The 12,276-nt window shown below is 68.6% G+C and carries 11 protein-coding genes; 6 read left to right on the plus strand and 5 right to left on the minus strand.

Annotation, left to right across the window (positions count from 1 at the left end):
* Positions 1-160: 160 nt before the first annotated feature.
* Positions 161-1,651 (minus strand): class I SAM-dependent methyltransferase, encoded by a 1,491-nt coding sequence (locus EV137_RS19900; protein ID WP_134130298.1) that lies wholly within the window; start codon positions 1,649-1,651, stop codon positions 161-163.
* 63 nt (positions 1,652-1,714) lie between these two features.
* Here EV137_RS19900 and EV137_RS19905 point away from each other — a divergent pair, with 63 nt between their 5' ends.
* The gene (locus EV137_RS19905; RefSeq protein ID WP_134130299.1) at positions 1,715-2,494 is read left to right on the plus strand and encodes a hypothetical protein; all 780 of its coding nucleotides are present in this window, start codon (positions 1,715-1,717) and stop codon (positions 2,492-2,494) included.
* Here the strand turns inward: EV137_RS19905 and pseI are convergent.
* Positions 2,491-3,543, minus strand: a complete 1,053-nt coding sequence (gene pseI / locus EV137_RS19910) for a pseudaminic acid synthase (protein WP_134002466.1) — start codon at positions 3,541-3,543, stop codon at positions 2,491-2,493. The two genes, EV137_RS19905 and pseI, sit on opposite strands and share 4 nt — an antisense overlap.
* Complete coding sequence (locus EV137_RS19915) at positions 3,540-4,049, minus strand: GNAT family N-acetyltransferase (RefSeq protein ID WP_134130300.1); 510 nt, start codon at positions 4,047-4,049, stop codon at positions 3,540-3,542. The genes pseI and EV137_RS19915 overlap by 4 nt, the downstream gene beginning before the upstream one ends.
* 84 nt (positions 4,050-4,133) lie before the next feature.
* Between EV137_RS19915 and EV137_RS19920 the strand changes: the two genes are divergently transcribed.
* Positions 4,134-5,708 carry a glycoside hydrolase family 10-like protein gene (locus tag EV137_RS19920; RefSeq protein ID WP_134130301.1) on the plus strand — a complete coding sequence of 525 codons (1,575 nt, stop codon included), beginning with the start codon at positions 4,134-4,136 and terminating at the stop codon, positions 5,706-5,708.
* 4 nt (positions 5,709-5,712) lie between these two features.
* On the opposite strand, the gene EV137_RS19925 is transcribed toward EV137_RS19920, so the two are convergent.
* Positions 5,713-8,154: a hypothetical protein gene (locus EV137_RS19925; RefSeq protein ID WP_202871048.1), complete on the minus strand. Its 2,442-nt coding sequence runs from the start codon at positions 8,152-8,154 to the stop codon at positions 5,713-5,715.
* A 114-nt stretch (positions 8,155-8,268) separates the two neighbouring features.
* Here EV137_RS19925 and EV137_RS19930 point away from each other — a divergent pair, with 114 nt between their 5' ends.
* From EV137_RS19930 to EV137_RS19945, 4 genes are read left to right on the plus strand one after another with little or no spacing between them, the layout of a single operon-like run.
* Positions 8,269-8,553, plus strand: a complete 285-nt coding sequence (locus EV137_RS19930; protein ID WP_134002472.1) for a hypothetical protein — start codon at positions 8,269-8,271, stop codon at positions 8,551-8,553.
* Positions 8,546-8,761 (plus strand): acyl carrier protein, encoded by a 216-nt coding sequence (locus tag EV137_RS19935; RefSeq protein ID WP_238154955.1) that lies wholly within the window; start codon positions 8,546-8,548, stop codon positions 8,759-8,761. The genes EV137_RS19930 and EV137_RS19935 overlap by 8 nt, the downstream gene beginning before the upstream one ends.
* The gene (locus tag EV137_RS19940) at positions 8,758-9,999 is read left to right on the plus strand and encodes an AMP-binding protein (protein WP_134130302.1); all 1,242 of its coding nucleotides are present in this window, start codon (positions 8,758-8,760) and stop codon (positions 9,997-9,999) included. Before EV137_RS19935 ends, EV137_RS19940 begins: the two co-directional genes overlap by 4 nt.
* Complete coding sequence (locus tag EV137_RS19945; protein WP_134130303.1) at positions 9,992-10,741, plus strand: SDR family NAD(P)-dependent oxidoreductase; 750 nt, start codon at positions 9,992-9,994, stop codon at positions 10,739-10,741. Before EV137_RS19940 ends, EV137_RS19945 begins: the two co-directional genes overlap by 8 nt.
* On the opposite strand, the gene EV137_RS19950 is transcribed toward EV137_RS19945, so the two are convergent.
* Entirely contained in the window at positions 10,738-12,129 is a 1,392-nt protein-coding gene (locus EV137_RS19950; protein WP_134130304.1) for an FAD-binding oxidoreductase, read from the minus strand. The two genes, EV137_RS19945 and EV137_RS19950, sit on opposite strands and share 4 nt — an antisense overlap.
* Between the last annotated feature and the right edge of the window lie 147 nt (positions 12,130-12,276).

A 12,276-nucleotide genomic window follows, 5' to 3' on the forward strand; every position in this document is an offset into this window, starting at 1 on the left:
CAATTTCGTGGGTGGGCCAGGCAAATCGGGGGTTTGGTACCGGCAATCAGGGTGTGGAACCCGACATTTCGCTGGTCCACCCAGCAAATGGGCCACTGGGCCGGGGTAGGTAGGCCGGGCAGGCGGAGGTTGAGGGCTCGGGGCGGGGGACGTTAGGCGGTCAGCGGCGGGCGATCATCAGTTGGTGGGTGACTGGCCAGTCGACGGGGTCGCCGGTGGGGGTGGTGATGGAGGCGACCGGGGTGATGCGGTTGTCGACGACCCAGTCGTTGCGCCAGGCCGTTGAGGACGGGTCGATGGTGAAGCCGGCGCGTTCGGCGACGGTGGTCCAGCTGGCGAAGTTCAGGCCGCAGAACTGTTCGTGGGTCTCGCTCAACCAGTTGTCGACGTAGTCCTTCCGGGTGAGGAAGTCCATCGCGTCGGCGAGCCGCAGCACCAGCCCGTCGGCGCGGACCTCGTACCCGAACGGCACGTTCGCGTTCCGCCGGAAATCGTGGGCGAACTGGAAGAAGCGCGCCCGCGTGGAGAGTTTTCCGACGTACGTCGCGGGGTCGTCGAGGGACTCGAGCTCCGTGATGTCGTCCGGGTTCTCGCCGTCGCTGTCGTCCAGCCGCAATACGACGGGACGGTCCGGCTCGTCCGGGCCGCACACGTCGGAGTTGATCCAGACACCGTTCGGGGCCGTGTGCGCGTAGAGCGCGTCGGCGAACCGCTGGACCGTATCGGGTCGCGAACCGTCGGCGTACGACCAGATCTCGTGGGTGAGCGCGAGCGTCAGCGTGGTGTCGATCGAGCGCGGCGGGAACACGGCGGAGCCGAGCATGTTGCGCTGGTAGAAATAGACGTTCGGGTTGCTGAACAGGCCCTGTTCCTTCTTGTGCTCGCATTCGGCGAACAGGTGCCGCGCGACCTCCACACCGATCAGATCCGACTCGTGGAAACGTGGATCGCGGTCGACGAGTTGCAGAGTCGCACCAGTCGCGCAACCGATGTCGAGAATCCGGCCAGGGCGGACAAACGCCTTGATTTGTTGCCATTTCCGGTCGGCGGCGGTCTCGAACGCGTCGGCGTACGTCTTGTAGTCGCGGGTCGTGGTCAGTCCGCCGTCGTCGCCGACCACCGGGTCGTTCACACAGCGCGCGACGTGCGCGTCCAGGGCGTAGCGCTCGAACACGTCCACGGTCGCTGGATGCGCGAGTTCCTTCCACTGCTCGTTGCCCGCAGCAATCATCAGCAGCACGTCCCACGGCCGCGTCGTACCCTCGGGCTCGACGCCGATCACGGAGTACCCGAGCTGCTCGTACAGCTTGCTCACCTCGGGCGTCGAGCACGCCACGACCGTGTTCTCCGGAGTCAACCGCACGAGATCGTCGGTCCCCGCCTCGATCGCCTTCACCGTCACCTCGGCGAACTCGTCCGTCGGCGGGGTATCAACCACTCCCACCACCAGCGACCGGATCCCCTCCGCCACACTGAACCGCTCGATCGCCGCCTCCCGCCGATCGAACGCCACCGGATTCCGCTTGGTCGTCCGGTGGTTCGCCGACGTCACCGCCCACACCACGGTCCGCTCCGCAAACTGCTTCAGGAACTCCCCCTGAAACCGCGTCAGCACATGATGCCGCCCCGGAAACAACAAGTACTCGGTCACCCGGCCAACCTTTCCTGCGTACCATGCATCAGACAGAACATGATCCCAGGGGGAGGGGCCGCGGTGAGTCGGTGGCTGGCTGCGGGCATCTGCCTGGCGGTTTCGCTCAGCGCCTGTACCAAGCCGAGCCGGGACGCTGATCCCGGGCCTTCGAGCGGACCTTCGGCACCGGCCTCGGTCGTACCGCGGATGACGCCCGTACCTCGAGTGGCGGTCACGCCGACGACCGGACCGCACCAGTACGCGGTCAAGGACCTGTGGTCTGCGCTTCCGGACGCGTACGGCACGCACTTGCTGGGAAAGGACTACTACCCGTATCCGCCTCGGGCCGACTGGAAGCCCAGGACCGATCCGTTGGCCGGGCGTACGGTCTCGCCGGAGCTCTGCCGGGACGTCATTCGGTACGTGGGTGTGCCTGGTGTGCCGGGCGACTTCGTCGCACCGGCTACGCCCGGCGTCGCGGCGTTCGCGGCGCTGGGACCGACTACCGGGCCGGCGAGGCCCTTTGTCAGCGTCAACATCGTCGAACTGGCTGCCCCGTTGGGGGACAGGTTGCTCGATCAGCGGCAGCCGACGCCGGCCGAGTGCGCGCACGTCCAGGTCGACGGCCGGGAGCTCGCCTCGGTCGTCGAGCGGCCACTGCCGGGATTCGGGGTCCGGGCGCGTTACATCGTGCGCACCTACCCGATCGCGGGCAAGGCCTGGACCGAGCGCACCTTGCAGTACCGCACGGCGACTTACGTCGTGCTGTTCCGCTTGGATGCGTACGCCAATCCAGAGGCGTCGTTCCTCGCGTTCGCGGGCAAGACCCGTGACGGTCTGACCTCCGCGCTGAAGGGCTAGAGCAGGTCCCACGTGAGCGGCGTGCCCGCCTGGACGTCCACCCGGAACGGGCGGCCTTCGACCTGGGTGAACAGGTCGGGGGCCAGGCCGCCGGCGGGGCGGATGGAGCGGACGTTTTCGAAGGTGATGAGGTCGCCGGCGCGGACGTCCTGGGTGACGAAGAGGGAGCGGCGGAAGCGGAGGACGTTCTGTTCTGCCTGCTTCGGGCCGATGACCGGCTCGCCGAGCGACAGTTGCGCGACGCGCGTGCTTTCGACGAGAAGCTCCAGCTCCCAGGGCTCGAGCGAGAACGCCGAGTCGACGCCGCCGTCGACGCGCTTCAGCGTCACATGCTTCTCGATCACCGTCGCACCGAGCGCGACCGCGGCCACGGCGGCGCCGATGCCCATCGTGTGGTCGGAGAGGCCGACCTGTACGCCGAGAGCGTCGCGAAGGACCGGGATACCGCGCAGATTGGACTGCTCAGGTGGCGCGGGGTAACTCGCCGTACAGGACAGCACGATGATCTGCTCGTTGCCGGTCGACCGCGCGGCGCGGACCGCGGCGTCGATGTCGGTGAGTGTCGCCGACCCGGTGGAGATGATGATCGGCTTCCCGGTCTCCGCCATGCCCCGGACGAGCGGAAGGTCGCCGATCTCGTTCGACGCGACCTTGTACGCCGGTACGTCGAGCTTCTCCAGGAAATCGATCGCGGTGCTGTCGAACGCGGACGAGAACGCGACCAGGCCGAGGGACTTCGCGAGCTCGAAGATCGGCTCGTGCCACGCCCACGGCGTGTGCGCCTCGTTGTACAGGTCGTACAGCCGCGCCTCGCTCCACAGCTCGTGCTCCGCCGGCAGCCGGAACGCCGGCAGGTCGAGGTCGAGCGTCATCGTGTCCGCGGTGTACGTCTGCAGCTTCAGCGCCTGCGCACCGGACTCGGCGACCGCGCGGACGATGTCCAGCGCCCGCTCCAGGTCGCCGTTGTGATTCCCGGACATCTCCGCGATGACGAACGGCTGGTGGTCCGGTCCGACCTTGACGCCGCCGATCTCGATGGTGGTGCTCATTTCGTCCCCTGGGTTCTACGGTCCTGCTTGCGCAGGCTGATCGGAATCACGGTGATCTCGCGTCCGCCGGCGTACCGCGTCTCCGGCGTGCCCTCGGTGAACCGGAACCGCCGGTTCATCTGCCGGACCACGGTGTTGTGTTCGAGCACCTCGCCGGTCAGCAGCTCGAGCCCGAGCTCGTCGAACGCGTACGCCGTGGCCTCGCGCATGATCTCGATCCACGCCGGGAGTGTCTCGCCGCGCTCCGCGAGCCCGTCCGCGTCGAGGAAGAACCCCCACGCGCCGGTCGTCCCCTCGAGATCGAAGAAGTTCACCACTCCGGCGAGCCGGCCGGCCCGCTCGTAGATCAGCACCCGCCGCGAGGGATCGGCCGAGGTCTTGGCCCACCACGCCGCGTGCTCGTCGGCTGTGATCTCGTGTGAGGTGATGCTCACGTCACGGTTCGCCTGCTGATTTCGCAACCGCCGGATCGTGTCGACGTCGTCTTCGGTCGCGGCGCGCAGCATGCTCTTAACCTAGCGCCTTCTCTTGAGGTGCCTTGGTGTGTAAACATCTTTCGACTTCACCTTGAACGACGGTCGGAGAGTGACATGAAAGTCTGGCGAGCGATGGGTGTCCTGGGCGTGACGGCGGGGCTGTTGATGGGCGGGCTGACCGGTACGGCGTCCGCCGCGGAGGCGGACGGTCAGCAGACGTGTGCGCCGAACGCGTCCACGCCACTGCGGCAGTTCCGGGCGAGCTGGGTCGCGTCGGTGGTGAACATCGACTGGCCGTCGAAGACCGGTCTGAGCGCCGCGCAGCAGCAGTCCGAGCTGATCGGCTGGCTCGACGACGCGGTGCGGCAGAACCACAACGCGGTCATCCTGCAGGTCCGTCCGACCGCGGATGCCTTCTGGCCGTCCAAGGTCGAGCCCTGGTCGAAGTATCTGACCGGCGTACAGGGCGGCGACCCCGGCTACGACCCGCTGGCCTTCGCGGTCGCCGAGGCGCACAAGCGCAACCTCGAGCTGCACGCGTGGTTCAACCCGTACCGGCTCTCGATGGACACCAACATCAACGGCCTGCTCCCGACCCACCCGGCGCGGCAGCACCCGGACTGGGTCGTCACGTACGGCGGGAAGCTGTACTACAACCCCGGCATCCCGGCGGCTCGCAAGCTGGTCGAGGACGCGATCATGGACGCGGTCTCGAACTACGACATCGACGGCGTGCACTTCGACGACTACTTCTACCCGTACCCGGTGGCCGGTCAGGTCTTCGACGACGCCGCGACGTACGCGCAGTACGGCGGCGGCTTCTCCAACCTGCAGGATTGGCGGCGGAACAACATCGACCTGCTGATCCAGGAGCTGAACCAGAAGATCCACGCGAGCAAGCCGTGGGTGAAGTTCGGCATCTCGCCGTTCGCCGTCTGGCGGAACAAGGCGACTGACCCGGAGGGCACCGACACCACGGCCGGCGTGCAGACGTACGACGACCTCGCGGCGGACACCCGCAAGTGGGTCCGCGAGGAGTGGATCGACTACATCGTGCCGCAGGTCTACTGGGCCGGTGGGTTCGCGCCGGCGGACTACAACAAGATCGTGCCGTGGTGGGCGGAGCAGGTCCGCGGTACGCACGTGCACCTCTACATCGGCGAGGCGACGTACAAGGTCGGTACGTCGACGCAGTCGCCGGACTGGTCCGACCCGGCCGAGCTGAGCGACCACCTGGCGTTCGACAGCACGATCCCCGAGGTGAAGGGCAACATCTACTTCTCCGCGAAGGACGTCCGCGCGGACCGGCTCGGGGCGACCACGCTGCTCAACAACACCTGGTACACGCGGCCGGCGCTGATCCCCGCGATGCCCGCCCTCGACTCGCGGGCACCGCTCCCGGTGCACGCCGTCCACGCGACGCGCACGAGTGACGGCGTACAGGTCAACTGGTCCAGGACGTCGAGCGACACCACGTCGTACGCGATCTACCGCCGGGAGCTCCGCGGCGGAGACCACTGCCCCGACAACGACGCCCGCAACCTGGTCGCCACGGTCCGCTCCACCGGCGCCAGCCAGTCCTACACAGACACCACGGCCGCGCCCGGTACGGCGTACATCTACTCGGTAACCGCCCTGGACCGCCTCGCCAACCAGAGCATCGCCATCCCGGCAGTCACCATCCGCTGAGTCGCTACGGGCTGTTGAGTCCCGGCGTGGTGGTGATCTGCGTCGGGACTGGGGTGGTGGGGAACGTTGGGGTGGTGGAGGTTGGCAGGGGTCCGGTGGGGGAGGGCTGGGTCGGCTGAGTCTGGCCGGGGAACTGCGTGCCGGTCGGGAAGCTGGTCGACGGGGACCCTGGCGTGCTCGAAGGGGAGCCCGGGGTCTGCGTCGGGAAACCTGGGGTCGGCGTGCCGGTCGGGGACGGTGTTCTCGTGGGGAACGGGTTCTCCGGGGGCGGCGGGTAGATCTGGTAGACGCGGATGGTTCCCAGCTGGAAGCGGAGTTCGGTCAGCTTGTCCAGGTTCTTCGGCGGGGCGCTGACGCGCTCGTCGAGCAGCAGCCATTGGACGCCGTACGTCGTCCGCAGCGTCTCGATCAACTGGCGGCTCGGGTTGCTGAACACCTCGTCGTTCAGCCGCAGCTCGTCCTGGTTCCAGTACGGTCCCTGGACGCCCGCGGGGTAGGAGTCGTCGACCCGCGCCCGGTACGCCCAGCCCTCCACGAGGACGCGACGTTCGGCGTACCCGGCGATCCAGTACGACCCCGTCTGGCAGTGGGACGCCCGTGGCTGGTGGCAGTGGACGTTCGTGGCGATCCGATCGTTCGAGCCGGAGTTGCGCCGGATGAAGCGCGCCGCCTCGATCCCGCCCGGTGCGATCGACTCGTACGACGTCAGCGGCGGGTTCGCGAACCGTCGTACGGACGCGACCGTCGGCGACACCGTCGTACCGACCAGCACCGCCACTGCGATCACAGCCCAGGTACGTCTGGAACCGCGCAGGACCAGCCCGAATACCCCGATCCCGAGCACGGCGATCACCAGCGCGACCGCGAGGCCCTGTCCGAAGCAGTTGGCCGTCGTGCACGACTTCGGCGACCGGTACCGGCCCCAGTAGATCGCGGCGACCCCGATGGCGATCGCGATCCCGGCGACCCAGTACTGCCGGCGCTCGAGCGAACCCAGCCCCCAGGTCGCGAGCAGTACGCCGAACACGAACCCGGTCCGCACGAAGAACAGTTGGGTGTCCCCACGATCGGCCAGCAACGACGCGCCCAGCACCGCGGCCACGAACCCGGCCACCAGGAACACCACCATCGGATCCCGAGCCACCCGCCGCCTGATCAGCAACGCGCCGACCACCGGCATGGCCCACCCGACGACGACCACGACCGCGATCACCGCGACCGCGGATCCACCGCCCATCCGATCCGCGAGACTCTCGAACGTCGCGCCCGGATCGAACCGCACGCTCGACGCCGCGCCCCGCAGTACGACGAAGAACGTCAACGTATAGGCCGCCGCAACGCCGACGCCGAGCACCAACGCACGCAGATTCAGGCGACCCCTGCGAACCGTCAGATAGATCCACGCAACCGCAAGGCCCGTCGCGTACACCGGCAGCGTCGTCGCCTTCGTCAATGCCAACGCGGCAACCAGCACGCCCGCGGCGACGAACAGCCGGAACAACTCGGCCCGCGTCGTCCCCGCCCGCCGTCGCAACAACGACGCCGTCACCGCTATCAGCGGCAGCAACAGCACCGTCGAGAACGCCTGCGACGGACTCGTCAGCCCGCCGAGCGAGAACGGCCCGTCCGCGAACACCCGGTCCGACACGGCCCACGGCCAGGCCACCAGGTCGCCACCGGCCACCACGAGCCCAGCAGCGATCGGAGCGGCGACCGCACGCCCGGTCAGCAGCATCCCGACCGCGGCCGCGCCCAGGACGGTGAGCAGGATCCAGGCGAACGGCACCATCCGATGCGTCAGTACGTCGAGCGGCACGCTGGTGATCCAGTGCGTGGACGCGATGTGTTCGTACGCCGCCCAGTGGCTGGTCAGCCACCCGCCGTCGGCGTACGGGATCTTCGGCGGGAAGTGGTGCGTGACCTCACCGGCCAGCGCGAGATTGTGCGGAGTGTCGGAGTTCGGCCGCAGCGCGTCCGATCCGTCGAGCGGGACGAGCTGCGAGCCGACCCGGACGAACCAGGCCGCCGCGACGCCGACCGCGACCATCGCGCCGGCCATCGACCACCACGGCGTCGGCCGTTCCGGCAGTTTGCGGCGCGGCAGCCCGCGCAACATCCCGAGCGCCAGCGCCGGCATCAGCAACGCCGCGAACGGCATCTCGAACAGCATTCCCAGCGGGTAGAGCAACGCCTCGACGGCCAGCCCGAACGCCGTACCCAGGATCACGTCCGCCGACCGCCAGCCGGCACCGCCGGTCAGCCGCCGCCAGAACATCGTGCCCGGTACGACGATCACGATCAGCAGGTACGCGAGGTACGCGGCCGCCATCCATGGCGGGTGCTCCTGGAGCGCGACGAACCAGGCCAAGGGCAGCACAGGCAGGCTCATCAAGGCCGCGGTTCGCTTGCCGCGCCCGGCCGCAAGCCGCTTCCCCGGTCTGATCATCGGCAAAGTGTATGAGTCCGACGAGTCGCCTTCGTGGCCGGTGAGCCGTTTACTGCCACGAACTTCGCATTTACACTCAGTAATCTCCCAGCCCCGCAGTGTTCGGGAGGTCCGATGGTCGTGCAGCACATCGCCGGCCTGCCGGTGGAGGAGGTCCTGCTGGCGGCACTCGCCGCCGCGGGCCCGGTGATCGCCCTGATCGGCTGGGAGATCACCAGCCGGATCAAACGGGTGAAGGACCGCTGGCACTCACCAACGTCCGGCGAGGCCGCTCTGGCGGGCTCGGCTGAGCGTGACGGGGCCACGGCGCAGACGGTTGGTGAGTGCGGGACGTCCGGCGCTAGGCTGCGGGACTATGAGTTCGGTGGATCGGAGTCGGGTCAGGGAGTTGATGGGTGAGGTGATGACGGCCCAGGGCCGGGCATTGCCGGCCGAGGACACGGCGGACCTGCGCGAGATCGGGTTCCGGTCGCTGGACTTCTCCGAGCTGGCACTCCGGGTGGAGGACGAACTCGGTGACGAGCTGAACTTCGATGCCCCTGGGCTGCGCCGGATCGCGACGGTCGGCGACGTACTGGATTTCATCGAGCAACTCCAGTCGGCGTGAGCACCCGGCGCCGCACGACCGCCTTGATCGGCGACGACAACACCGTCGTCGTCGCCGGCAAGCGCCTGACCTGGCGGACCCTCCGCAAACTGCCGCAGCTGCCGTCGCCCGCGGCCGTCCTGGTCGACAACGGCGCCGACGCACTCGCCGCACTCCGCCATCATGCGGTGCACGGCACCGAGTTACTGGTTGCGACCGAGTCCCGCGTCGACGAGCGCATGCGGGAGGAACTGGGCGAGTCCGGTTTCGCGATCGTCCTGCCCGACGGGTCAGTCACCCCAGCGCGACTGAAGCGGGTCGAGGAGTCCGGTCGCGCCTGGCTGCTCACCTCCGGCTCCACCGGCCGCCCGAAGCGCATCGGGCACACCCTGGAGTCGCTGACCACCGTCACCGCCGACCAGCCGCCGCGCACCTGGCTGCTGCCGTACTCGCCCGGGACCTACGCCTGGTGGCAGGTCGTCACGCTCTCGCTGACCCAGGCCGATCAGGGCCTGGTCGTGATCGAGCCGAGCGAGCTGGAGGACTGGCCGAAGATCGCGACCGAGCACGGCGTCACGGCCGCCTCCGGTACGCCGACATTCTGGCGGCAGGCGATCTACCGCGACGCCGACGCGCTCGCCGGCGTACCGCTGGAGCAGATCACGCTCGGCGGCGAGCCCGTCGACCAGGCGATCCTCGACCAGCTCCGGGAGATCTTCCCGACGACGCGGATCTCCTGGATCTACGCGTCCTCGGAGGTCGGCGCGTCGATCGTGGTGCACGACGGCAAGGCCGGGTTCCCCAGGTCCTGGCTGGACCGCGACCCGCACCCGGAGCGCCCGGTCCTGAGCGTCGAGGGCGACGAGCTCGTGATCCGCTCGCCGCACCACGGCGCCGGCCTGATCGGCGCGATCCGCACCGGCGACCGGGTCGAGTACGACGGGGACCGGGTGCTGATCACCGGCCGCCTGGACACCGACGAGATCAACGTCGGCGGGTCCAAGGTCTCGGCCGGCGTGGTCCGCAACGTGCTGATGGGCCACCCGGGCGTGTCCTGGGCGCGCGTCTTCGCCCGCAAGGCGCCGTTGGTCGGCCGGATGGTCGCGGCCGAGGTGGTCCCGAACCGGTCGCTCGGCCCGATCACGGACACCGACCTGGTCCAGTGGTGTTCGACCCGGTTACCGGACTACGGCGTACCGCGGCGGATCAAGTTCCTCGACCAGATCCCGCAGAAGGAAACCCTGAAGAGCGATGTCTGAAGCCCCCAGTGTCGTCCCGCCGGCCTCGGTCGTGCTGGTGTCCGGCGGTTCCCGCGGTCTCGGTCTCGCGATCGTCACCGACCTGCTCGCGGCCGGTCTCAAGGTCGGCGCGTTCGCCCGTACGGTCACGCCGGAGCTGACCGCACTCGGGGAGAAGTACCCGGACCACCTCCATTACGGCTCCGTCGACATCAACGACGGCGCGGCCGGGCAGGCGTTCGTCAAGGCGGTCGAGAGCACGCTCGGCCCGATCGATGCCTTGGTCAACAATGCGGCGATCGGACAGGACTCGTTACACGTCCACACGTCCGCAGACCACGTGGCCGAGATCATCCAGACGAACCTGACGTCGCCGCTGATCCTCACCCGCTTCGTGCTGCGCCGGATGCTCGCGAAGGGCCTGAAGGGCCGGATCGTGAACATCACCTCGATCTGCGCGCAACGCGGCTACCCCGGCCTGGTCGCGTACTCGGCCACCAAGGGCGGGATGGACGCGGCCACCCGTTCACTGGCCCGTGAACTCGGTGGCCGCATCCTCGCCAACGCCGTCGCGCCGGGTTTCTTCGCCTCGGAGATGTCCGCGGTCCTCGGCCAGACCCAGCTCGACCAGATCGTCCGCCGGACGCCGACCGGCCACCTGACCGAGCCGGAGGACGTGCTTCCGGTCGTCCGCATGCTCCTCCTGGAGAACACGAACCTCAACGGCCAGGTGCTGGTCGTGGACGGCGCCGCCTCGATCTAGGGCCTGATGTTCTGGTTGCGGTGGAACACGTTGTCCGGGTCGTACTTCCGCTTGATCTCGCGGAGCCGGTCGTACTTGTCCCCGTACGACGCCCGGATGCGGGCCTCGTCGGGCTCGGTCATACCGTTCACGTAGCTGCCGATGTTGATGGTGTGCGGCTGCAGGGCGTCCCAGAACGTCCGCACCCACGTGCGTTCGGCCTCGAGCGCCTCGCGGACCGGCGTCGTTGCGATCATGAACACCGCGTAGCGCTCGGTGCGCTGCCCGCTGAACGCGGTCGCGTCGTCCGCCGTCTCCAAGTAGCCGTGGTCGAGGTGGTAGAACATCGTGACCGACAGCGGCGACGTTTTCTGCGGGAACTGCTCGGTGATCACGTCGATCGCCTCGTCGGTCAGCGTCTCGAGGTAGGCGCCCTTCTCGTAGCGGCACATTCCCCAGGCGTTCGGCTCGTCGATCGACTGCTGTACGGCGACGTACGGCATCGGCGTCGTGAACTCGAACAGCGGCGGCGGCAGCGTCCCGCGCAGTTGCCGCATCGCCTCGGCGTGCTGCTCGGGCGACCCGAATCCGACCGCGATGAGCGCGTATCCGACCTTGAAGTGGTGCTCTTCGGGGACGAACGGTGCCGGCGGCGCGTTCAGGCCGGCGATCACCACGTTCACCTCGCGCGGCAGTGCCGGGATCACCTCGCGGGCGGCCCGGAACAGTTCGACGCCCTGCTCCGCGCCCCAGAACGCGATGCCGTAGTTCACCATCGGCCCGGCCGGGTGCAACCGGAACTCGAACTCGGTGACCACGCCGAAGTTGCCGCCTCCGCCGCGGACGGCCCAGAACAGGTCTGTGTTCTCGTCCGCCGCGGCGCGCCGGAGGCTGCCGTCCGCGGTGACGATCTGGACCGACTCCAGGTTGTCGATACTGAGCCCGTGCAGCCGGGTCAGCAGACCCATGCCGCCGCCGAGCACCAGCCCGCCGACTCCCGTGTGGCTGACGATGCCGGCGGGTACGGCGAGACCGTACTCCTGCGTCGCGGCGTCGAGATCCCCGAGCAGCGCACCACCGGCGGCACGCGCCCGGCGGGCCTCGGGATCCACCGACACCTGGTTCAACAGGCTCAGGTCGATCATCAGGCCGTCGTCCACCGACGACAGCCCGGCCATGCTGTGCGCACCCCCGCGGACAGCGATCTCCAAGCCCTCGGCGACCGCATAGCGGACGGCGGCCTGCACATCCGCGGCCGACCGTGGCCGCACGATCACCGCCGGACGGCGGTCGTGCTCGGCGTTCCAGAGCCGCCGCGCCTCGTCGTACCCCTCTTCACCCGGCCGCAGCGCAAGGCCCTCCAGGATCGCGCGTAACGCGTCGAATCCGGTTTCCGCAAGTTGAGTCATTGCTTCCCCTCCCCGATGTGATGCCGTCAGGCTCGGTGCCTGACCCCCTGTTGACAGCAGTCGTTCGTGCGCTGTCTTCAGTTACTGTCGGGATTCGCGGGGTTATCCACAAGGGGATGGATTCCCGTTTTGGGTGGGAACTTCGGT

The sequence above is a fragment of the Kribbella pratensis genome (assembly GCF_004366075.1).
In the GTDB taxonomy this organism is placed as follows: domain Bacteria; phylum Actinomycetota; class Actinomycetes; order Propionibacteriales; family Kribbellaceae; genus Kribbella; species Kribbella pratensis.

Coding starts and splice junctions, on each gene's coding strand:
- pseI (WP_134002466.1), bottom strand. CDS start 3,543: ATGAGCACCACCATCGAGATCGGCGGCGTCAAGGTCGGACCGGACCAC.
- EV137_RS19915 (WP_134130300.1), bottom strand. CDS start 4,049: ATGCTGCGCGCCGCGACCGAAGACGACGTCGACACGATCCGGCGGTTG.
- EV137_RS19920 (WP_134130301.1), top strand. CDS start 4,134: ATGAAAGTCTGGCGAGCGATGGGTGTCCTGGGCGTGACGGCGGGGCTG.
- EV137_RS19925 (WP_202871048.1), bottom strand. CDS start 8,154: ATGATCAGACCGGGGAAGCGGCTTGCGGCCGGGCGCGGCAAGCGAACC.
- EV137_RS19930 (WP_134002472.1), top strand. CDS start 8,269: ATGGTCGTGCAGCACATCGCCGGCCTGCCGGTGGAGGAGGTCCTGCTG.
- EV137_RS19935 (WP_238154955.1), top strand. CDS start 8,546: ATGGGTGAGGTGATGACGGCCCAGGGCCGGGCATTGCCGGCCGAGGAC.
- EV137_RS19945 (WP_134130303.1), top strand. CDS start 9,992: ATGTCTGAAGCCCCCAGTGTCGTCCCGCCGGCCTCGGTCGTGCTGGTG.
- EV137_RS19950 (WP_134130304.1), bottom strand. CDS start 12,129: ATGACTCAACTTGCGGAAACCGGATTCGACGCGTTACGCGCGATCCTG.